The following is a 21,874-nucleotide window of genomic DNA, read 5'->3' as shown; positions in this document are numbered from 1 at the left end:
CCGACGGCTTGAGGCGCCACCGGCGTGGGTATGACCCGGACGTGCTCCGGCATGCTCGTGTCATACGGTCAGGTCGGCCAGGGAGGTATCGGGGGGCGACTTGGTTCAGGAGCCGTACTTCTTCCTCAGCTATGCGCGGAGGGACGACCGCGACGAGTTCGTGAAGCGGTTCTACGACGATCTCGCGAGGGAGCTCCGCCGGATCGCCGTGGCGGACCCGCCGACGCAGCCGCCGTTCCGGGACGTCGAGGGGCTGGGGCTGGGCGTGAACTGGTCCCGGGTGCTGGGCAAGGCGGTCGGCCACTGCCGCGCCTTCGTCGCGCTGTACTCGCCGGCGTACCTGAGCAGCGAGTACTGCGGCAAGGAGTGGACGGCGTTCTGGGAACGGCTCGAGCGCTACCGCCAGGACACCGACATACCCGACGTCCCGGCACTGGTCCCGGTCGTGTGGACGCCGGTGGAGGGCGAGCTGCCCGACGAGGTGGCCGCCCTGCAGTACAACGAGGCCGGCATGGGCGAGGAGTACCTCACCCACGGTCTGCTGCACCTCCTGAGAACCGACCCGCTCGGCCGGGCCTACCGCACGGTCGTCGAGAGGGTCGCCAAGCGGGTGCGGCTCGCCGCGACCCGGTTCCGGCTGCCGTTGACACCCGACCTCGACCTCAAGGACGTGCGGGGTCTGTTCCCGGTGGCCGGGCAGCGCTCCGCCGCGCCGGGCACCGGGCACGTCCAGGTCTTCCTGGCCGCCGGGGTCGCCGATCCACTGCCGGAGGGACGCAACCGGCCGGAGTACTACGGGCGTTCACCCCGGGAGTGGACGCCGTACCACCCGCCGAAGAACCCGACGGTCGCCCACCGGGCGCAGAAGGTGATCCTGCAGGAGGGGTACACCAGCAACATCGAGGTCGTCGACGACGCGCTGAGCGGCCGCCTGGACGAGACCCTGCGGAACAACCAGACCAGCATCCTGCTGGTCGACCCGTGGGCCGTGCGCACCGGGACCTACCGGGACGCCCTCGCCGACTACGACGCCCACAACCGCCCCGCCACCGGGGTCCTGGTGCCCTGCCACGCCTCCGACGAGGAGACCGGCGACGAGGCCATCTGGCAGGACCTGAGCCGGGTACTGTGGCGCAACTGGCGCCGGCACAACGACCCCAACGACCCGCTGTTCCGGGTACGGGTCGCCGAGGACGAGTTCGACCGTCAGCTCGCCGTGATGTTGTCGGTGGCGCAGAACCGGCTGATGGAGATGGAGAGCACCACCCCCTCCCGGCGGCCCGGGGGCCCGCCCCCGCCGCCGCTGCCCTGGACCGAGCCACCCCTCACGCCCAGCGACCAAGGACTCGACGACGATGACCAGTAGGCCGGATGGACCGGGCAAGATCGTCACGTTCTACTCGTACAAGGGCGGCACCGGTCGCACCATGGCGCTGGCCAACGTGGGCTGGATCCTCGCGAGCGCGGGCCACCGGGTGCTGCTCGTGGACTGGGACCTGGAGGCGCCCGGTCTGCACCGCTACCTCCACCCCCTGCTGGTCGACCCCGAACTGCACTCCTCCAACGGCCTGATCAACATGGTGCAGTCCTATGTGCGCGTCGTGATGAGCCGCGAGGAGCCCGCGGTCCGCGCGGGCGCCGGCGGCCCCTGGCCACGGCCCGCGCCGACGGAGACCGAGGGCTGGGTGTACGACGCCGCGGACCCGGCGCCGTACATCGTGGGACTCATGCTGGAGCAGCCCTCCGGCGGGCGGCTGGACTTCCTGCCCGCCGGACGCCAGTCGGCCGCGTACTCCCCCACCGTCACCAGCTTCAACTGGCACAAGTTCTACGACGAGCGCTTCGGCGGCCACTTCCTGCAGGCCCTGCGGGAGCGGATGATCGCGTCCTACGACTACGTGCTCATCGACAGCAGGACCGGCGTGAGCGACACGAGCGGGATCTGCACCGTCCTGCTGCCCGACGTCCTCGTCGACTGCTTCACCATGAGCGCCCAGAGCATCCGCGGTGGAGTCGAGGCGGCGGCCCTCGTCAAACGCTCCGCGCCCCGCCCCATCAAGGTGCTCCCCGTCCCCATGCGCGTCGAGGAGGCCGAGACCGAGCGGCTGGAGGCCGGACGGGACTACTGCCGCAGCGAGTTCGACCCCTTCCTGGACTGGCTGCCGGAGGAGGACCGCACCCGCTACTGGGGCGAGATCGAGGTGCCCTACAAGGCGTTCTACGCCTACGAGGAGATCCCCGCCACCATCGCCGACCGGCCCCGCCAGGAGCGTTCGCTGCTCACCGCGTTCGAGCGGCTCACCGAGTGGATCTCGGAGGGCCGGGTGCCCCGGTTCACCCCGCTGCCCGCCGACCGGCGCGCCGAGCTGCGCACCGCCTACCTGCGCGCCCCGCGCACCCTGCCCACCCGGATCTACGTCAGCTACGCGCCCCTGGGCCGGATGTGGGCCGAGTGGGCCGCGGACGCCCTGGAGTCGGCCGGCTACCAGGTCTCCCTGCACAGCACGGTCGCCCCCGACGGCGCCGTGCTGCCCGAGGTGGCCGGCACCCAGGGCGGCCTGGGCCGGGTGCTGGCGCTGCTGTCGCCGGAGTACGCGGCCCAGACGCGGGCCGCCGCGATCCGCTCCCAGCTGGCCGGACACGAGACGACCGCCGGCCCCGCTCTGGTCGCCGTCCGCCTCCAGGAACTCGATCCGGCCGCCAAGGCGGCGTACTTCGACAGCATCGTCGCCGACCTCAGCCGCAGCGGCTCCGCCGAGGCCGTCGACCAGCTCCTCACCGCCCTCGGGCCCCCGCCGGGCCGCCGTACCCCCGACGGCTCCACGCCGCCCGTGGGCACGGCCCTGCCGATCTTCCCCGGCACGATTCCGGCGGTCCTCCGCCTGCCCTCCCGCCATCTCGGCTTCGTCGGACGCGGTCCGCTCCTGGAGCGGCTGCGCGACCACTTCACCGCCGGCCCCACCGCCGCCGTGACCAGCCAGGCGCTGTACGGACTCGGCGGCATGGGCAAGACCCAGACCGCCCTGGAGTACGCCCACCGCTACCGGGCCGCCTACGACGTGGTCTGGTGGATGAACGCCGCCCAGCCCGGCCTGATCCGCTCCGCGCTGGCCGACCTCGCCCCCGACCTCGGCCTGGAGCGCGGCGAGGACGTGGGCAGCACCGCCGAGAGCGTGCTGCGCGCCCTCGCCCAGGGACGGCCGTACAGTCGCTGGCTGCTGGTCTACGACAACGCCGGCAGCCCCACCGAACTCGACGGGCTCATCCCCGAGGGGCCGCCCGGCGGGCATGTGCTGATCACCTCGCGGGACCGGGCCTGGGTCAACAGCGTGGGCCGGGCCGAGGTCGAGGTCTTCACCCGCGCGGAGAGCGTCGAGGCGCTGCGCAGGTCCAACCCGCAGCTGGCCGTCGAGGACGCCGAGCAGATCGCCCACGAACTCGGCGACCTGCCGCTGGCGGTGGGACAGGCGGCGGTCTGGCTGAGCCAGAGCAGCATGCCGGTCGACATCTACCTCACCCGGCTGCGCGACCGCCCCACGGACATCCTCGAAAACACTCCGCTGCCGCCCCGGGAGTACCCGTACTCGGCGGCCCGCACCTGGCAGATCGCGGTGGAGGAACTGCGCGAGAGCAACCGGGCCGCCGTCGAGATGCTGGAGATCTGCTCCTTCTTCGGCCCCGATCCGATCCCGATGCGGCTCCTCTACAGCCGGGCCGTCACCCAGACCCTCTCCATCGACGCCGCCGAACTCGACGTCTCCGTAGCCAAGTTGCTGCGGGCCCTCAACCGCTTCGGGCTGGCCCGCTTCGACCAGGGCAGCGAGACGGTGACGGTGCACCGGCTGGTCCAGGCGGTCGTCCGCGACGGCGTCGGCCCCCAGCGCTGGCAGGAGCTGCGCAGGGTGGTGCACACCGCGCTGGTGGACGCCAAGCCCCGCGATCCGGAGGCCACCGCCGACTGGGCCGTGTACGACGAACTCCTGCCCCATCTGGAGCCCTCGCGCGCGGCCGCCGACCCCGATCCCGAGGTCCGCAGGCTGATCATCGACTCGGTGCGCTACCTGTGGAAGCGAAGCCTCTACGGCACGGCCCACGACCTGGCTCTGCGCACGCTGGAACGCTGGGCCCGGCCCGACTTCCCGGACGGCGGCCCCGACGACATGCAGACCCTGCTGCTGCGCACCCAGCTCGGCAACGTGCAGCGCTCACAGGGGCGGTTCGACGACGCGTACGAAACGAACGAGGAGGTACTGCGGCGGTTCACCGCGACCAAGGGGGAGGACTACCCGGCCACCCTCGCCGCGGCCAGCAACGTCGGCGCCGATCTACGTGCCCTCGGCCGCTACCAGCAGGCCCGCGAGCTGGACCGGAACACCCACAGCATGGCACTGCGCGAGTTCGGCCAGGACGACCAGCGGACCCTGATGTACGCCAACAACCTGGGCATGTCCGAGTACCTCGCGGGCGACCGCCGGGCCGCCCTGGAGCTGCACCGAGCGGCCTACGAGCGGCAGCGGGAGAACCAGGGCGCCACAAAGCCGCGCACCCTCAACCTGGCCAACAACTACGCCCGGGACCTGCGGGAGACCGGTCAACTCCGGGCGGCGCTGGAGCTGTTGGAGACGACCACCCGTCTCTACCACCAGGTACTCGGCGACGGACACAGCGACACCCTGCGGGCCCGCAAGAACCTGGCCGTCGCCCTGCGCCGGGACGGCCGCTACTCCGACGCGCGGGACGTCGACCAGGACATCTACGAGCGCTACCGCGACACCCACGGCCGCGACCACTACGACACCCTCGCGGCCGCCTGCAACCTGGCCAGTGACCTGGCCGCGCTCGGTGACACGGCCCGGGCTCTGGAGCTGGCCGAGAAGGCCCTCGGCCGCTACAAGGCCCAGCTGGGGGAGAAACACCCGGTCACCCTGGTCTGCGCCAGCAACATCACCGTGTACCAGAGGATGCTGGGCCGCACGGACGAGGCGCTCGCGTCCTCCGGACGCACCAGGCAACAGCTGGCCGAGGTCCTCGGGGAGACCCACCCGTACACCTTCAGCTGCGCCCTCAACCACGCCAACGACCTCGTCGCCGCCGGCCGGACCGAGGAGGCCGCGGAGCAGGAGACCCGGGCCCGCGAAGCCCTGCTCGCGTCCCTCGGCGCCGACCACTACGACGTCATCGGCGCCACCTCCAACCTCTCCCTCACCGTGCGCGCCCTCGGTCGTACGACGGAGGCGGACCGGCTGCACCGCGACGCCCTGGAGCGCGCGAGACGCACCCTGGGGGCGCAGCACCCGACGACGCTGGCGATCGCCGCCGGGACCCGGCTGGACTCCGACATCGAACCGCCGACCACCTGAGCGGGCCGGTCGCCTCCGCCACCCGGCGTGCCCGCCGGCTGACGGGCTGTAGGATGCGGCCACCCGCCACGCCCTGACTCCCGGGCCGCCCCGGCCGCAGGCGGGAGCGGCACAGGCACCGGTGCGATCCAGCGAGGCTGCCCATGGTCCCCTTCCGGCAGTTCCTGCTGAAGATCCACAGCCGCTGCAACCTCGCGTGCGACTACTGCTACGTGTACGAGTCGGCGGACCAGAGCTGGCGCGACCGCCCCCGGGTCATGGACCCGCGCACCGTGCGGCGTACGGCGGCCCTCATCGCCGAGCACGCCCGGGACCACGGGCTGGGCGAGGTCCATGTCGTGCTGCACGGCGGCGAGCCCCTGCTGGTGGGCGCGGCGCGGCTGGACGCGCTGCTCGGGGTCCTCGCCGACGCCCTCGACGGGGTGGCGGACCTGCGGCTCACCCTGCAGACCAACGGACTGCGGCTCGTCGAGGACCCGGCGCTGCTGCCGGTGCTGGCCCGGCACGGGGTGCGGATCGGGGTCAGCCTCGACGGCACCGCCGCCACCCACGACCGGCACCGGCGGCGCCCCGACGGGCGGGGCAGCCACGCGGGCGTCGCCCGGGCCCTGCGGCTCCTCGCCGACGGCCCGTACCGCCCGCTGTACGCCGGGCTGCTGTGCACCATCGACCTGGCCGCCGACCCGGTGGAGACCTACGAGGCCCTGCTCGAGTTCGCCCCGCCGCGTCTGGACCTGCTGCTGCCGCACGCCACCTGGCACACCCCGCCGCCGGGACTGGCCGGCCGCACCACCCCGCCACCCACGGCGCCCGGAGCCGAGCCGGAGGAGCCGGTGCCCTACGCGCGCTGGCTCGGTGCCGTCTTCGACCGTTGGTACGGCGCACCCCGCCGGGAGACCGGGATCCGGCTCTTCGAGGAGATCGCGGCCCTGCTGCTCGGCGGCACCGCCCGCAGCGAGGCGGTCGGGCTCGCCCCGGTCGACCTGGTCGTGGTCGAGACCGACGGCACGATCGAGCAGGCGGATTCTCTCAAGGTCGCCTACGACGGCGCCCCGGCCACCGGCCTGGACGTCTTCACCCACAGCTTCACCGACGCCGCCCGCCACGAGGCCTTCCGGGCCCGGCAGCGGGGGCGGGCCGGGCTGGCCCCCGTCTGCGCGGCCTGCCCGCGTTCAGCGGTCTGCGGCGGAGGCCTGTACGCCCACCGCTACCGCCCCGACACCACAGCCCCCTTCGCGGCGCCGTCCGTGTACTGCCCCGACCTGGCCGCCCTCATCGACCACATCACCACCCACCTGCACCGGGACCTCACCGCACTGGGAGCGGCGGCCCGACCGCTCTCGCGATGACCACACCACCCGGCGCACCGGCCGTCCACCCACCCGGATCCCCCGGCCACGCCCCCGCGACGACGTCCAACGCCACAGAACCTGCCGCCCCGGCCCGAGTGAACCCACCCGCACGCCCGGCCCGCCCGACACCCGACCCCACCCCACCCGCGTCCGTCCCGCCCGTGTACGTCCCTGCCCTGTCGGTCCCGCCCGAGTCCGTGCCTCGGGTTCCATCCCGCCCTGTATGTCGCTGCCGTGTCCGTCCCTGCCGAGCGCGTGTCTTCCGCGTCCGTCCCCACATGTCCGTCCCGTCCGAGTCCGTGCCTCCCGGATCCATCCCGCGGGCGTCCCCGCCGAGTGCGCGCCTTCCGTGTCCGTCCCTGCCGTGTCCGCCCCAGCCGTGTCGGTCCCCTCCGAGGCCGTGCCTCGCGCGTCCGTCCCGCCCGTGTACGCCCCTGCCGTGCCCGTGCCTCGCGCGTCCGTCCCGCCCGTGTACGCCCCTGCCGTGCCCGTGCCTCGCGCGTCCGTCCCGCCCGTGTACGCCCCTGCCGTGCCCGTGGCTTGCGCGTCCGTCCCGCCCGTGTACGTTCCCGCCGCGTCCACCCCACCCGCGTCCGTCCCGCCCGCGTCCATCCCGTCCGTGAGGAGTGAGTTCGTGGTGTCCGTTCCGTCCGATGTTCCTGCCCCGGGCGTGCCGTCCGCCGTCGGGTCCCTCGTCCCGCTCGACCTGGACCCGGATCTGTTCGACGCCCTCGCCCGGGCCCGGGGTGGCAGCGCGGGGGTGGAGGTGCTGCGGCGTGGGCAGCTCAGCAAGCGGGCCCTGCTGGCCGTGGCCGTGCGCCGGGCGCTGCCCGACGACGCCGGTCTCCAGGGGGCGTACCGGCGGCTGGCGCGCAGGCAGCGGGAGGAGCCGGGGCGGTGGCGGGAGGCCATGCTGCACCCCTACCTCGACGAAGGCCTGGCCCGCGCCCTCGCCGAGTGCGCCCGCGGCGGCCGCCCCGACCTCGCCTGGTTCGCCGAACTCGTCGACGGAGGGCCGGCCGCGCTGTCCGGACCCCGTCTGCTGACCACCGAGTGCGACGGCGCCGTGCTGCGCCTGCGGCTGGCCGACCGGGGCCCGTTCCGCGCCGTGCACGGCCATCCGCCGGCCGGTGTGCAGAGCGCCGGTGAGGTGGAGGACTGGCAGCGGTCACTGGAAGGCGCCTGGCGGGTGCTGGTCCGCCGTCACCCCTGGCACGCCCGGGCCGTCGCCGCCGGCCTGTCCACCCTGGTGCCGCTGCACCCCGCCCCCGGCGGCACCTCGGTGAGCTCGGCGGCCCGCCGGGCCCACGGCGCCGTCGCCCTCTCCCCGCCCGGCGACCCGGTGCTCTTCGCGCTGACCCTGGTCCACGAGTTCCTGCACGTCCAGCTCGCCGCCCTGCTCGACCTGGTCCCGCTGTACGGCCCGCCCTCGCCCGCCCGCTACCGGGCCCCCTGGCGCCCCGACCCGCGCCCCCTGGACGCGCTCTTCACCGGCACCTACGCCCACCTGGGCGTCTGCGACTTCTGGCACACCGAACACACCACCGCCCCGCCCGACCCCCGGGCCGGCCGGGAGCACACCACCTGGCACGGACACACCCGCGCCGCCGTCGGCACCCTCCTCGGCAGCGGCGAACTCCTCCCCGCGGGCCGCCGCTTCACCGAGGAGATGGGCCGCGCCCTGGACCGCGCCGGCGCCTGAGCGGGCCTCAGCCCCGCTCCTCCGTCAGCCCCGCTCCTCCGTCAGCCCCGCTCCTCCGTCAGCCCCGCTACTCCGTCAGCTCCGCCAGCCGGCGCAGGTGCGGTCCGTACTCCGGGTCCGCCAGCGCTGCCGCGAACTGGGCGGTGAGGTAGGCGAGCGGATTGCCGGTGTCGTACCAGCGGCCCTGGATGACCTGGCCGTACACCGCCTTCGTCGCGGCGTGGGCGTTGATGGCGTCGGTGAGGTAGATCTCGCCGGTGCGGTGCTCGTACCAGGCCCTGGTCTGCTCGCGGAGCTCCTCGACGATGCCCGGGGTGATGACGTAGCCGCCGATCGCCGCGTACGCGGAGGGCGCGTCCTCGGGCTTGGGCTTCTCGACCAGGCCGGTGATGCGCAGCAGCCCCTCCCCGAGATCCTCGCGGACCCGGGGCACGCCGTAGCGCTGGGAGTCGGAGGGCGCCATCGGCATCAGGGCGAGGACCGGGTAGCTGGTCGCCTCGTACGCGCGGATCAGCTGCTGGGCGCGGGGGACGTCGGCCACGAAGACGTCGTCCGGCCACAGCACCAGGATCGGCTCGTCGCCGGCGTTGCGGGCCGCGTTCAGCACGGGCGTGCCGTTGCCGTACGGGCCGTGCTGGTCGAGATAGGTGATGTGGCCGAGCCGGGACAGCTCGCCGACCTCCTCCACCGCGTCCGCGTAGGCGGTCTTGCCGTCGGCGCGCAGCTGGGCGACGAGGGCCGGATTCGGCCGGAAGTGGTCCTGGATCAGGCCCTTTCCGCCCGAGACGACGATCGTGATGTCCGTGATGCCGGACGCCACCAGCTCCCGCACGGTGTGCTCGACGACGGGCTTGTCCCCGACCGGCAGCATCTCCTTCGGGATCGCCTTGGTCAGCGGCAGCAGCCGGGACCCCAGCCCGGCCGCGGGGATGACTGCGCGGCGGATCGTCGTGGCCATGGGGCCCCTTTCGTCGAAAAGCCGGTCCCGTCGTCGAGAAGCCGGACCCGGTTCCTGTCCCGTTCAGGAGACGCTGCCCGCGAGCCCCTGCCGGAAGCCCCGGGTGAACAGTTCCGGACATGCCGGTGGAGCCGTGGCGAAGAACCCCGCCTCACGCCTCCTCGGCCAGTTCAGCCACTCCCGTCACCCGGTGCAACGGGTACGTGCGCACCTCGTCCGCCGTGTGGTCGTACGCCGTCACGAAGCCGCCCTCGACCCGGATCGGGGCGATCACGCGCTGGCTGGCGGCGCCCTCCGCGTTGACGTACCCGATCCACAGCGCCTCCCCGGTCAGGACGGCGGCCTGCATGGTGGCCAGGGTCTCGGCGGAGCTGGTGCGCGGCAGGGCGCCGCCGCCCGCCGCGGCCGAGGGGGGCTGTTTGCGCGGGGCCGTGGACGCCACGTCACCGGCCCTGATCGCACGGATCGCCGCCGACAGCAGCGTCGCGTCCGGCGTCGGCGGCCCGTCCGGGACCGGCTCGGGCGCGGTGCGCGGCGGGGTGCGGTGTGCGTCGGCGCGAGTGATCAGGACGTCGCCCTCGGCGGACTCGGCGGCCGGCGCGAAACCCATCGCCCGCAGACCCTCCAGCAGGGTCGCCGGATCGGCCTGGGTGGCCAGCACCGTGGGCGCGAGACGGCGCAGACGCAGTCCGGCGGCCCGCTTGTCGGCCATGATCTCGTTCAGCAGGGCGTCGTCGTCGCAACGCACGTACGCCGACGCCGCGCCCACCCGCAGATGCCCGTGCCGACGCGCCACGTCGTCGATCAGGTACGCGAGCGGCTGCGGAACCGGCGTCCGGGAGTGCGCCGCGAGGAAGGCGTGCAGGTCGGAGGCGGCCCGCCCGGCGTCCAGGGCCCGCCGCACCGACCCCGGCGTGAACCGGTACACGGTCGCCCCGCCCTTGGACTCCACGTCCGCCAGCACCCCCAGCATGTCGGCGAGCGGCCGCCGCAACGGCCCCGGCGCCACCGCCGTCAGGTCGGCCTGCAGCAGCACGTGGTCCAGCGGCTCGGGCAGCAGCGGCGTGAGCAGCCGGGCGGCCGCGGCGGAGGCGGTGGCCTGCTCCACGGGGGACAGCGGCTCCACGGCGACGGGCGTGTGATGGACGGGGAGCTTGTCACCGGGGCCCCGGGACTCCGCCCCGGCCGCCTTCGCCGGGTTCGGAGACGCGGGCGCCCCCAGCAGCGCCCTCCCGTGCGCCGACAGCGCGCCCCGCCCCGTCACGCCCAGCATCTCCGCCTCCGACAGCGTCCAGCGGGCCAGCCGGGCGCGCAGGTCGTCGTCCTGCTGGGGCCCGCGCAGCGGCCGCTCCCAGCGCAGCCGGTCCAGCACGGACTCGGTGGACGGCGCGGTGCCCTCCGGCAAGGCGGCCAGCAGCGTCAGCACCCGGTGCCGCACCTCCGGCGCGGCCGACCGGTCGAGGCCGGGCCCCAGCGCCGACAACGCACGGTCCTTCGCGTCCCGCCCCCCGACCAGCCCCGCCGTCCGGGTCGCCGTCAGCCACGTCTCCGCCAGCCGCGCCCAGCGCACACCCGCGGGCTGCTCCAGCCACTCGTCGTACGCCGGGGTCGCCGCGAACCGCTCGTCCGCCTCCCCGTCGGACGCCAACAGGCCCGCCGCGTAGGCGAGTTCGACCCAGAAGGCGGCGACCGGCTCGGCCACGTCCAGCGCGACCGCGGTCCGCTTCAGGTCGCGCACGCTCAGCCCGCCGGCCCGCAACACAGCGGGCCCGCCCTCGTCCCAGTCCTTCAGCAGCTCCTCGACCGTCGCCAGCGCGGTGTACGCCTGCCCGGCCGCCGTCGTGTCCACAACCTGTGGACGGTGCGCGGCCGCGGGCTCCAGCGCGGGCGGCACCGGCTCCAGCACGCGGTGCGCCCGCCCACCGCGCAGATGCAGGGCCACCTCCCGCGGCAGTACGACCGTGCCGGGCGCCGTCGGCAGCAGCAGCCCGCGGTCCAGCAGCAGCCGCAGATGCGCCGCCGGATCAGCGGTGACCTGCCCGTACGGCGGCCCCCACACCAGCCGGGCCAGCACCTCCCGCGACTCCCGCGGCAGCCCGGCGAGCAGCGCGGCCATCCGCTCACGGTCACCGAACAGCGCGGTGAGCGAGCCCACCGCCGACACCGAGTCGTGCGTCGACGGCAGCCCGGCCGCCGTCACGATCTCCTGCACCCGGCCCGGCGACATGCCCGCCGTCGCCTCCTGCACGGTCGGCCCGAGCCCCGTCGGGGACGGATGCTGCGGGGACGGCGCCAGCAGCTCACGGGCCGTGCGCACCAGCCGCAACCGCTCGTCGTCCCCCCACACCAGCGCCTGCTCCCGCAGGGTGCCCAGGGCACGCGGCAGCGCCGCGGCGACCACCGGATCGCCCTCGTCGCCGGCCATCAGCCCCAGCAGCTCCCCGTACGACGCCGGATCCGCCGCGACCGCCAGCGCCTCCGCCGTCTGCAACGCGAACCGGTCCAGCCGCTCCAGCGCCCGCACCACACTGGCCCGGGTACCGGCCCGGGTGGCGAGCTGGGTGAGGTCGGTGGGGACGGGGGTGATGAGATCGGGACGAGCGCGCAGCAGTGCGGCCAGCGAGACGTCGTCCCGCTGACGCAGGGCCTCCGCGAGGGAGCGGGGCGGGGTGGCCGGGTCACTCATCCGACCAACGGTAGGCCACTCCCGGCCCGTCCGGCGTCCGAGCACGTGGCCGTTCGGGCCGCAGCGGGGGTGCGGGGGCGCAGCCCCGGCCCAGGTGGGCGCGGTACCTTCGTCGCACGGGGTACAACGGCACCCCACTCGGAGGGACTTCGTGGGGATCGAGAGCGACAAGGTCGTCTACGAGTATCTGAGCCGCGTCGGCGACGTGGCGCACCAACGGCAGTTGCCGTCGGCCGCGCGCATGCGCCTGGTGTCGGAACTGCGGAACGAGATCGACCGCCGCCGCGCCAAGGGCTCCGCCGACAGTCCCGCGGCCGTCCGCCGGATCATCTCCCGGCTCGGCAGCCCCGACGAGGTCGTGGACGCGGCCGGCGGCGCCCAGGACGCGCCCCCGGCCACCCCCACCCACCTGCCCGCGCAGCGCGACGACGAGCCCGAGGACACCGGCCGGCTGCCCAGGAGCCTGCGACGCCGCGCCGTACCGGGCCCGCGACCGGAGCAGCCCGCACAGCCCGAGCGGCCCGCACGGCCCATGCCCGCCGACGACCCCGCCCCTGCCGCCGAGCCGGACTGGTGGCGGGTGGACAGCACGCCGCTCGGCGAGAGCGTGCCCGGGTTCGTGGGCGGCGTGGAGATCCCCAGCCTGGTCAAGCCCCCCCGGCCCAGGACACCCGAGCCGGCCCCCGCCGCCGCGCCCGCCACGGAGAAGGCGGCGGAGGCGGCGGAGGAGGCCGTACCCGAGGCTCCCCCCGCCCGGCGCCGCCGCCTCTCCCTCCCCGCCTCCCGCTGGAGCAACCCCCTGCTCCTGATCGCCGCCGGTCTCCTCGTCGTCGGCGCGATCCTCGGCAACTGGTTCGCCCTGCTGCTCGGCTGGCTCATCGCCTACGCCTCCCGGCGCCTGACCCAGAACGAGTCGAAGTGGGCGGTCATCGGGATGCCGTCGGTCGCGGTCGCGGCCGGGATCGTGTGGCTGTGGGGCCGCAACCAGGGACGCTGGGGCGATCCCATCGCCCAGGGCCACATGAACGACGCGATCGCCCAGACCTGGCCGTGGGTCGTGCGCGGCGCGGCCGTGCTGTCGGCGCTGTTCGTGGTCTGGCGCTCCCAGCGGAAACCGTAGGCAAGAGGGTGGGTGTACATCACACCGGTCCGGCGTCTCCGCGTCACCCGGGCTGGGCACAATGGCCCATATGGCCCTCACCTCCGCACCCGCCCTGACCGTCGGCTTCGACCTCGACATGACCCTCATCGACTCCCGCCCCGGCATCCGCGCCTGCTACCAGGCGCTGTCCGAGCGGACGGGGACCTACATCGACGCCGACCTCGCGGTCACACGGCTCGGACCGCCGCTCGCGGAGGAGCTGATCAACTGGTACCCCGAGGACGAGATCACGGCCATGAGCGACCTGTACCGCTCGATGTACCCCGCCATCGCGATCACGGCGACCCCCGCGCTGACCGGGGCGCGGGAGGCCGTCGACGCCGTACGCGCGGCCGGCGGGCGGGCCATCGTGGTGACCGCGAAGTACGAGCCCAACGCCAAGCTGCACCTGGAGCACCTGGGCATCCACCCGGACGAGGTCGTCGGCGACCTGTGGGCCGAGCAGAAGGCGGAGGCCCTGCGCGAGCACGGGGCGAGCGTGTACGTCGGCGACCACATCGGCGACGTGCGCGGCGCACGCAAGGCCGACGCCCTGTCGGTGGCCGTGGCGACCGGGCCGTGCAGCGCCGAGGAGCTGACGGCGGCCGGGGCGGACGTGGTCCTCGGCGACCTCACCGAGTTCCCGGGCTGGCTCGCCGGCTACCGTCCCGCGCGCGCCTGACGGCGGCCGGCGGCGATCGACCGCAGCACTCCGGCGGCGGCGATCACGAAGCCGACTCCCATGAGCATGCTCAGTCCGAACATGTAGGTGGGAAATGGCTTCGCGTGCAGGAACAGCGGAGCCACTGTGACGAGTGTGGCCACGGCACCGAGGAAGAACACGATGGCACCGGCACGGATCAGTCGGTCACCGGGCCCGGCGGAATTCGTTTGGGTTTTGTCACGCACCGGACCAGGGTAGTTCCCAGCGCGCCTTGGTACCGGCGGGTCCGTGACGACCCGCCCATACGAGGATCAGGACGGGCGTGCCTACCGAAAAAAGAGTTCCGGTCCGCTAGACACGGAGGCCCGCTACAGTCCTCCCCATGGCACCTGGTCTCCGCTATCTCGCCTGTCTCCGTCTCTCTGCCGACTCGGACGGCTCCACGTCCATCGAGTGGCAGCGTGGCGTGATCCGACACCACGTCAGCTCTCCTCACCTGTCCGGCATTGTGGTGGGCGAAGCTGAGGACACGGACGTCTCGGGCTCTCTGAGCCCCTTCAAGCGGCCGAAGCTGGGGAAGTGGCTGACGTCCAAGGCTGATGAGTTCGACGTGATCATTGCAGCCAAGATGGACAGGCTTACTCGTCGCTCAACGCACTTCAATGAGCTGTTGGAATGGGCGCAGCAAAACGGCAAGTTCATTGTCTGCGTAGAAGAGGGATTCGATCTGTCCACCCCTCAAGGGAAGATGATGGCGCGCATGACTGCCGTCTTCGCTGAGGCTGAGTGGGACACGATCCAGGCTCGAATCCTCAACGGCGTACAGACACGTCTGGAGAACCGTTCATGGCTCGTTGGTGCTCCGCCCACCGGCTACCGGATCAAAGCCGTTGAAGGTGGGAAACGGAAGATCCTGGAGATTGACCAGGACTTTTACCCCTACGTAGAAGAGATCTTCCGACGCATTCGAGAGGGGCAGTCCACGCACCGAATTGCCCGAGACTTCAACGGTCGAGGAATCCTGACGTGGGGTGACCATCTGCGGAAGCTGAAGGGGGAGGAAACCAGGGGAACTCAGTGGCAAGCCACTATCCTTAACAAGTTCATCCGCTCCTCATGGGTTCCCGGTCTCTACACCTACAAGGGAGAGGCCGTATTGGATGACCAGGGAGACCCCGTGATCCTCCCTAAGACGCCCCTGGCCACGATGGATGAGTGGACGGACCTGGTAGACCGAATTAAGCCGTCTCGGAGCCCTACGGCCACCGTATCGAGCCGGAACAGCGCCAAGAGTCTCCTGTCCGGCGTGGCTCACTGCGGAGAATGCGGAGCGCCGTTCACTTCTCTCATGGACTCTGGATACAAGAGGAAAGACGGCACGAAGGTTCCCGGACACAGGCGGTATCGCTGCTCCAACAAGTTCAAGGGTGGAAATTGCAAGAGCGGTTCCTATATCCGTGCGGACATCCTTGATGTATGGGTTGACCAGGAGATTCGGGGGAGCGTCGGCCAGTGGGACATGTACGAGAGGGCAGGAGTAGGACCCTCTCAGGCAAGGGAACTCCAGTCGGCAAAGGCACGTCTGGAGCAGCTGGAAACTGACTTCCTGGCAGGGGAGTACGACGGAGAGGGACAGGAGGAGTCGTACAAGCGCATGCACAAGAGCCTTTCAGGGAAAGTCGCTCTCCTGGCAAAGCAGGAAGAGGAGAGGGCGCGCCCGAGTCTGAAACCCGCAGGGAAGAAGTACGGGGAAGTCTGGGAGGCCAAAGACCAGGAAGACCGTAGGGAGTTCCTTCGGGAATATCAGGTCAAGGTCTATGTCTGGGGGAAGGGGATGAACGAGAAAGAGGCGGGATTCGTCATGGATCTAGGAGACATTCAGGCCATGGCCGAAGAACTCTTCCCTGATCGTGTCGGAAGGACCCGAGTGAAAAGGGTGTTCAGCCACAACGTACCGGAGGAGTACCGACGCAAAGTTGCGGAAGCCGTTCTGAGCCGCTGAGAGGGTCCGAGATCCGTGGAGCCGCGCCGGAGGGCACGGGCGTTCGTGCTGGGCCTGCTCGCGGAGCTGCCAACTGCTGGACGCGCGGCTGGGCATGCTGGCGGCACCAGCCCGACCGGCATGCAGCACCTGCTCAGCCGCGGTCCCACACTCCCACAGCCTGGCGCATCGACTCAGCCAAGCCCGTGCGCGCACCAGCCACTACAAGCGTCAGCCCCGCCGAACAGTCGTGATCAAGATCTGCAGCTGGCGTATTAAGCACCCCCTGGATACCGCTGTTTATGCTCCTGCGCTGCTGGGGAGGGGGCCGGTAGGCTGTATCGACGGCAGTTCAACAGGCGTCCGGCCAGTCCGTGACGGATCGAGGGAGTGTGTGCTTTGCCGACTGGCAAGGTCAAGTGGTTCAACAGTGAGAAGGGCTTCGGCTTTCTCTCCCGGGACGACGGCGGTGACGTCTTCGTCCATTCCTCGGTCCTCCCCGCCGGAGTAGACACCCTCAAGCCGGGACAGCGGGTGGAGTTCGGGGTGGTCGCCGGACAGCGCGGTGACCAGGCCCTTTCGGTCACCGTTCTCGACCCGACGCCCTCGGTGGCGGCCGCGACCCGTAAGAAGCCGGACGAACTGGCCTCGATCGTCCAGGACTTGACGACCCTGCTCGAGAACATCACGCCGATGCTCGAGAGGGGCCGTTACCCGGAGAAGACCGCGGGCAAGAAAATCGCCGGGCTGCTGCGCGCGGTCGCGGACCAGCTCGACGTGTGATGCCCGGAGAACGCCAGCGGTGACCGACATACCGGCCGAGACACCCTCCGTCGAACTCCTCGAACGGATCAGACGGCAGCGGCGCCACATCCTGGAGCTGCTGACCGTCTGTGCCGTCGGTCTCGTGCCGTGGACGGTTCTGCTGGCGTTCACCCTGCCGCACGGCTACACCGTCCGTCAGTGGCGCACCACGTGGGTCGGGTTCGACGTGCTGCTCCTGCTCGCGATGGCGTCCACCGCCCTGCTCGGCTGGCGGCGGCACCGGGCCGTCATCGTGGCGGCGGTCACGACGGCGGCGCTGCTGGCGTGCGACGCGTGGTTCGACGTGTCCCTGGCCCTCGGCACTCCGGGGGTGTGGTTCTCGGCGGCGCTCGCGGTGTGCGTGGAACTGCCCCTGTCCGGCTTCCTCATCCGGAAGGCGCTGGGCATGCTGTCGCTGGCGCAGTGGCCGCCCCGCATGCCGTTGAGCGACGGTGACCAGGAGCCGGACGGCGGGGATGGTCAGGGCGGCGCGAGGCTCAGGGAAACGCCAGTGCCTCCGGGTCCGGGGCCGGCACCAGCCCCTCCGCCGCCGCCCGTGTCAACAGGCCCCGGATCGCCGCGTATCCGTCCTCGCCCAGGTCCGCGGTGAACTCGTTGACGTAGAGCCCGATGTGCTGGTCGGCGACCGCGGGATCCATCTCCTGCGCGTGCTCCATGACATAGGGCCGGGACACCTCGGGTTCGGCCCAGGCCGCCCGCACGGAGGTACGGATCGCCTCGGCCAGTCCCGTCAGCGTCGCGGAACCCAGCGTCCGCTTCGCGATGATCGCCCCCAGCGGGATCGGCAGCCCGGTCGTGGTCTCCCAGTGCTCGCCCATGTCCGCGAGCTTGTGCAGTCCGTAGTTCTGGTACGTGAACCGTGCCTCGTGGATGACGAGCCCCGCGTCGACCTTCCCGTCCCGCACGGCCGGCATGATCTCGTGGAACGGCATGACGACGATCTCGCCGACGCCGGCGGGCACCGTGTCGGCCGCCCAGAGCCGGAACAGCAGATACGCCGTCGACTTCTCGGACGGGACGGCGACCGTACGGCCCGTCAGGTCGGCCCCGGGCTCGCGCGTGAGCACCAGGGGTCCGCAGCCGCGGCCCAGCGCACCTCCGCAGGGCAGCAGGGCGTACTCGTCGAGGACGTACGGCAGGACGGCGTACGACACCTTCAGCACGTCGAACTCGCCGCGCTCGGCCATGCCGTTGGTGATGTCGATGTCCGCGAAGGTCACGTCCAGCGCGGGGGCGCCGGGGACGCGGCCGTGGGCGAGGGCGTCGAAGACGAACGTGTCGTTCGGGCAGGGCGAATACGCGGTCCGCAGGGGCTGTACCGGCTCACTGGTCATGCTGTTTCCAACTCTCCAGGACGGGCGCGAGCTTCCCGAAGCCCTCGGCCAGGGCCGTGAGGGCGTCGCCGATGCGCCAGGCGGCGCGGTCGCGCGGCCCGACGGGGTTGGAGACCGCGCGGATCTCCAGGACGGGGAGGCGGTGGAGCGCGGCCGCCTCCGCCACCCCGAAGCCCTCCATGCCCTCGGCGAGGGCACGCGGATGGCGGGACCGCAGTTCGGCGGCGCGTTCGGCGGTGCCGGTCACCGTGGAGACGGTGAGTACGGCTCCGGTGCGCGCGCCGGTCGCGTCCGCGATGTCTCGTACGAGTGATTCCGGCGGACGGTGGGTGACGGTCCCGAAGCCGAGTCCGGTGACGGGGACGAACCCGTCGGCGGTCTCGGCGCCCAGATCGGCCACGGTGATCTCGTCGGCGACGACGAGGGAGCCGAGCGGCGCCTCGGGCTGGAAGCCGCCGCCGATGCCGGCCGAGACGACCAGGTCGTAGGGGGCGCCTTCGAGGGCCGCGGTGGTGAGGGCGGTGGCGGTGGCGGCGGCCGCGAGCGCGGGGCCCACGCCGACGGCGGTCACCGTCAGGGCCTCGCCGGTGAACGCCCGGGCCACCGCGTCCCGTTCGGCCGGGACCGCGGTGGCCACGAGGACACGTACCGAGGACGTGGTCAGTCCGCCTTCTTCAGCTTGAAGGACCACAGGCCGGTCACCGTGTTGCTGCTCTTCTTGCCGTCGCCGGCCTTGATGGAGACCAGTGTGGAGTTGCCCTGGGCGCCGTACTGGGCGTTGAAGAAGACGCTGCCCGGGATGGTGCGGTAGGTCTTGTCGCTGTCCTCGGTGAGCGGCTGGCCGTTCATCAGGATCGTCCAGCGCTTGTCGGCGATGGCCGGGTCGACGCCGAAGCGGACCGTGTCGTCGGGGTCGACCTTGATGGACTGGATGTCCGTGTCCTTCAGGCACTTCGTGAGGTCCGCGGTCTGCAGGGACTTGCCCTCACCACCGCAGGTGGCCTCCTCGCTGACGGAGGAGCGGCCGACGGTGATCGTGGAGCGCGGGGTCGGCTTGTCGCAGGCCGACAGGACGAGCAGTCCGGCGGAAACGGCGCCGACGACGGCGACGGCGCGGCGCCGTCGCACAGCGGCGTAGACATCTGCGGCTCCGCCGCGTGGCATCGAGGTCATGCCAGAAGGCTATAGGGCGGGTCCTACACCCTCTTTACGTGGGGGCCGGTGTGGCTGTGTGTTACGCCACGCGGGGCTTGGCCGCGCCCCCGTGCCGGGCCGAGTTCAGCAGCGCCCGGGACGTCGTCACCCAGCCGAAGGCGAGCACCGCGGCGGCCAGGCACAGTCCCGCCGTGCCGTTGAGCGGCATCACGATGCCGATCGCGCCGCCCAGCACCCAGGCCATCTGCAGCATGGTCTCCGAGCGGGCGAACGCCGAGGTGCGCACGAGCTCCGGCACGTCCCGCTGGATCAGCGCGTCCAGGGACAGTTTGGCGAGCGCCAGACAGAAGCCGGTGGTCGCCGTGAGACAGGCCACCAGGAACGCGCCGAAGAAGATCGCGGCGGTGATCGCCGCGCCCAGCACGATCGCCAGGACCGTCACGATGATGATCTCCGGCGCCCGGGAGCGCAGCCAGGCCCCGACCGCCGTGCCGAGCGCGTTGCCCGCGCCGGCCGAGACGGCGACCAGGCCGAGGGAGACGGCGGCGCTCTCGCCGGTCAGCGGGTGCTCGCGCAGCAGGAAGGCGAGGAAGAAGGTGAGGAAGCCGGAGAGCCAGCGCAGGGCGGCGTTCGCGCCGAGGGCGTGGGTGACCGCGGTGCCCACGGTGCGCAGACCCGGGCGTTTGGCCGTCTTGCGGTGCGGGCCGTGCAGGTGGGTCTCGTCGGCGGCGAGCAGGGCCACGTCCTCGCCCTTGGCCGAGTCGACCTTCGGGGCCAGGGTGAAGGACAGGAACATGCCCCAGATGTAGATCAGGAAGGCGCCGTACAGCGGCCAGCGCGGCCCGATCGCGTGCAGGCCGGCCCCGATCGGCGCGGCGACGCCGGTGGCGAGCAGCCCGCCGAGGGTGACCCGTGAGTTGGCCTTCACCAGGGAGAAGCGGGGTGGCAGCAGCCGGGGTACGACGGCGCTTCGGACCACGCCGTACGCCTTCGACGCGACCAGCACGCCGAGGGCGGCGGGATACAGCTCCAGGCTGCCGGTGGTGACGGCGCCGGCGATGATCAGCGCGAGCAGGGCGCGGGCGAGCATCGAAGCGGCCATCGCGGCGCGGCGGCCGTGCGGGAGCCGGTCCAGGAGCGGGCCGATGACGGGGGCGAGCACCGTGAAGGGGGCCATGGTGATGGCGAGGTAGAGCGCGACGCGGCCGCGGGCCTCGTCGGTCGGCACGGAGAAGAAGACGGTGGAGGCGAGGGCGATGGTGATCATCAGGTCGCCGGCGCCGTTGACCGCGTGCAGTTCGATCAGCTTGCCGAGGCCGGACTCGCCGGCGCCGTGCGCGTGCGTGGCCCTTCTGATCCCGCGGGCGGTTCCGGTGACCGGGAAGTGCAGGGCACGGCCGACGGCGCGGACGGACCCGACGAACCGGCCCGAACCGCCATCACGCCTGCTGCCCCTGATGCCACCGACCTTGGTGGCTCCCTGGGGCGTCCTTGCGGATGCCACGACGTTCATAGTGCCCCTAGAACGCCCCGCATAGTGCGGTTACCGCGCGTATGAGGCCGACTGGTTCGCAGCCGGGGACCTTTTCCGACCCGTCGGTGTAGGCCGGGAGCACGCGAGAAGGTAGCGTGCGTATCTCAGCCATCCATCAGAATGGATGGAGAGGTGCGCCCCGCGCGAGCGGGCGCGAACGTCGACGCGGTCCTCCGGTCCGCTCCGTCCGCACCCGCCGCCTTCAGGGGCGGCGCACCCGAGTGACGGCGTAGGAGAGAAGCGATACCTGTGAGCGCAGCGACAACGCGAAGCCGCACCCCCGACCGCCTGTGTGCCGAGGCCGTCGACCTCGCCCGCGCCGCAGCCGAGGAGGCCGCCGCGCCCGGTGTGGTCGGTGAGCATGCGGGCGTGCAGAGCGAGGGTGACCGTGTTGTCACGCACTTCTTCGAGTGCAAGGAGCTCGGGTACCGGGGCTGGCGCTGGGCGGTGACGGTGGCCCGTGCGTCCCGCGCCAAGATCGTGACCCTGGACGAGGTGGTGCTCCTGCCGGGCCCGGACGCCCTCCTCGCTCCGGAGTGGGTGCCGTGGAGCGAGCGTCTGCGCCCCGGCGACATGGGCCCTGGCGACCTGCTCCCCACCGACGCGGAGGACCTGCGTCTGGAGCCGGGGTACGCCGGGGAGGACGAGCCGCTGCCGAACGCCGCCGTGTCGGAGGAGATGGCGGAGCTGGTGGAGGCGGAGGACGCGGAGGTCACGGCCGGTACTCCGGCGAACCTGCCCGCCGCCCCGACCCGGGGTTCCATCGCCGCGGTCGCGGAGGAACTGGGCATGCGCCGGGCCCGGGTCCTGTCCCGCTACGGCCTGCACGTCGCCGCCGACCGCTGGGAGGAGTCGTACGGCTCCAAGACGCCCATGGCGCAGGCGGCCCCCGCGACCTGCGTCAGCTGCGGCTTCCTCCAGCCGATCGGCGGCTCCCTGGGGCAGGCCTTCGGCGTCTGCGCCAACGAGTTCTCGCCGGCGGACGGCCATGTGGTGTCCCTGGCGTACGGCTGCGGGGGCCACTCGGAGGCGGCGGTCATGCCGAAGCCGCCCCAGCCGGCGCCTCCGGTGATCGACGAGACGCGGGTCGACCCCTTCCCGCTGCGCCCGGCGGCCGACTCGGGCTCGGTCCCGATCGTCTCGGACGAGGACACGGCGGAGCTGGGCCACTCCTAGCCCACT

At 72.4% G+C, this 21,874-nt stretch carries 17 protein-coding genes and 1 pseudogene; 11 read left to right on the top strand and 7 right to left on the bottom strand.

Annotated features, from left to right (window positions below; all coding sequences use genetic code 11):
• Positions 1-100: 100 nt before the first annotated feature.
• From fsxC to MKW14_RS23010, 4 genes are all read left to right on the top strand, one after another.
• Complete coding sequence (gene fsxC / locus MKW14_RS23025) at positions 101-1,366, top strand: FxsC protein (protein ID WP_240865018.1); 1,266 nt, start codon at positions 101-103, stop codon at positions 1,364-1,366.
• A complete protein-coding gene (fxsT, locus tag MKW14_RS23020; protein ID WP_240865017.1) occupies positions 1,356-5,360 on the top strand; it encodes an FxSxx-COOH system tetratricopeptide repeat protein in 4,005 nt (1,334 codons plus the stop codon). Before fsxC ends, fxsT begins: the two co-directional genes overlap by 11 nt.
• A gap of 143 nt (positions 5,361-5,503) precedes the next feature.
• On the top strand, positions 5,504-6,709 hold the full coding sequence (locus MKW14_RS23015) for an FxsB family cyclophane-forming radical SAM/SPASM peptide maturase (protein WP_240865016.1): 1,206 nt from the start codon (positions 5,504-5,506) through the stop codon (positions 6,707-6,709).
• 637 nt (positions 6,710-7,346) lie between these two features.
• Positions 7,347-8,414 carry an aKG-HExxH-type peptide beta-hydroxylase gene (locus tag MKW14_RS23010; protein WP_240865015.1) on the top strand — a complete coding sequence of 356 codons (1,068 nt, stop codon included), beginning with the start codon at positions 7,347-7,349 and terminating at the stop codon, positions 8,412-8,414.
• A gap of 67 nt (positions 8,415-8,481) precedes the next feature.
• On the opposite strand, the gene MKW14_RS23005 is transcribed toward MKW14_RS23010, so the two are convergent.
• Both MKW14_RS23005 and MKW14_RS23000 read right to left on the bottom strand, forming a co-directional pair.
• Positions 8,482-9,372 carry a UTP--glucose-1-phosphate uridylyltransferase gene (locus tag MKW14_RS23005; protein WP_240865014.1) on the bottom strand — a complete coding sequence of 297 codons (891 nt, stop codon included), beginning with the start codon at positions 9,370-9,372 and terminating at the stop codon, positions 8,482-8,484.
• A 151-nt stretch (positions 9,373-9,523) separates the two neighbouring features.
• Positions 9,524-12,058 carry a helicase-associated domain-containing protein gene (locus tag MKW14_RS23000; RefSeq protein ID WP_240865013.1) on the bottom strand — a complete coding sequence of 845 codons (2,535 nt, stop codon included), beginning with the start codon at positions 12,056-12,058 and terminating at the stop codon, positions 9,524-9,526.
• 151 nt (positions 12,059-12,209) lie between these two features.
• Between MKW14_RS23000 and MKW14_RS22995 the strand changes: the two genes are divergently transcribed.
• Positions 12,210-13,178, top strand: a complete 969-nt coding sequence (locus tag MKW14_RS22995) for an HAAS signaling domain-containing protein (protein ID WP_240865010.1) — start codon at positions 12,210-12,212, stop codon at positions 13,176-13,178.
• A 70-nt stretch (positions 13,179-13,248) separates the two neighbouring features.
• On the top strand, positions 13,249-13,881 hold the full coding sequence (locus MKW14_RS22990) for an HAD family hydrolase (protein WP_240865009.1): 633 nt from the start codon (positions 13,249-13,251) through the stop codon (positions 13,879-13,881).
• Here MKW14_RS22990 and MKW14_RS22985 read toward each other — a convergent pair.
• Positions 13,860-14,108: a hypothetical protein gene (locus tag MKW14_RS22985; RefSeq protein WP_240865007.1), complete on the bottom strand. Its 249-nt coding sequence runs from the start codon at positions 14,106-14,108 to the stop codon at positions 13,860-13,862. The genes MKW14_RS22990 and MKW14_RS22985 overlap by 22 nt on opposite strands.
• A 137-nt stretch (positions 14,109-14,245) precedes the next feature.
• Between MKW14_RS22985 and MKW14_RS22980 the strand changes: the two genes are divergently transcribed.
• From MKW14_RS22980 to MKW14_RS22970, 4 genes and pseudogenes are all read left to right on the top strand, one after another.
• A complete protein-coding gene (locus MKW14_RS22980) occupies positions 14,246-15,865 on the top strand; it encodes a recombinase family protein (RefSeq protein ID WP_240865005.1) in 1,620 nt (539 codons plus the stop codon).
• Positions 15,866-15,880: 15 nt separating this feature from the next.
• Positions 15,881-16,006, top strand: a pseudogene (locus tag MKW14_RS41800) (IS701 family transposase); the annotation flags it as partial.
• A gap of 237 nt (positions 16,007-16,243) precedes the next feature.
• Entirely contained in the window at positions 16,244-16,627 is a 384-nt protein-coding gene (locus MKW14_RS40955; protein ID WP_272118856.1) for a cold-shock protein, read from the top strand.
• Positions 16,628-16,646: 19 nt separating this feature from the next.
• The gene (locus MKW14_RS22970; protein WP_240865004.1) at positions 16,647-17,258 is read left to right on the top strand and encodes a hypothetical protein; all 612 of its coding nucleotides are present in this window, start codon (positions 16,647-16,649) and stop codon (positions 17,256-17,258) included.
• Here MKW14_RS22970 and MKW14_RS22965 read toward each other — a convergent pair.
• The 4 genes from MKW14_RS22965 to MKW14_RS22950 all read right to left on the bottom strand — a co-directional run bounded on the left by MKW14_RS22965 (position 17,146) and on the right by MKW14_RS22950 (position 20,662).
• Complete coding sequence (locus MKW14_RS22965; protein WP_240865003.1) at positions 17,146-18,003, bottom strand: 1,4-dihydroxy-6-naphtoate synthase; 858 nt, start codon at positions 18,001-18,003, stop codon at positions 17,146-17,148. The genes MKW14_RS22970 and MKW14_RS22965 overlap by 113 nt on opposite strands.
• Entirely contained in the window at positions 17,993-18,694 is a 702-nt protein-coding gene (locus MKW14_RS22960; RefSeq protein WP_240865002.1) for a futalosine hydrolase, read from the bottom strand. Before MKW14_RS22960 ends, MKW14_RS22965 begins: the two co-directional genes overlap by 11 nt.
• The gene (locus tag MKW14_RS22955; protein WP_240865001.1) at positions 18,664-19,176 is read right to left on the bottom strand and encodes a DUF2771 domain-containing protein; all 513 of its coding nucleotides are present in this window, start codon (positions 19,174-19,176) and stop codon (positions 18,664-18,666) included. The genes MKW14_RS22960 and MKW14_RS22955 overlap by 31 nt, the downstream gene beginning before the upstream one ends.
• A 61-nt stretch (positions 19,177-19,237) precedes the next feature.
• Positions 19,238-20,662 (bottom strand): MFS transporter, encoded by a 1,425-nt coding sequence (locus MKW14_RS22950; RefSeq protein ID WP_240865000.1) that lies wholly within the window; start codon positions 20,660-20,662, stop codon positions 19,238-19,240.
• A 279-nt stretch (positions 20,663-20,941) separates the two neighbouring features.
• Between MKW14_RS22950 and MKW14_RS22945 the strand changes: the two genes are divergently transcribed.
• Complete coding sequence (locus tag MKW14_RS22945) at positions 20,942-21,868, top strand: DUF3027 domain-containing protein (protein WP_240864999.1); 927 nt, start codon at positions 20,942-20,944, stop codon at positions 21,866-21,868.
• Positions 21,869-21,874 lie beyond the last annotated feature (6 nt).

The sequence above is a fragment of the Streptomyces gilvus genome (genome assembly GCF_022513565.1).
Lineage (GTDB): Bacteria > Actinomycetota > Actinomycetes > Streptomycetales > Streptomycetaceae > Streptomyces > Streptomyces gilvus.
The sequence above is the reverse complement of the archived record's forward strand: the minus strand, read 5'-3'. Positions and strand labels throughout refer to the sequence as shown.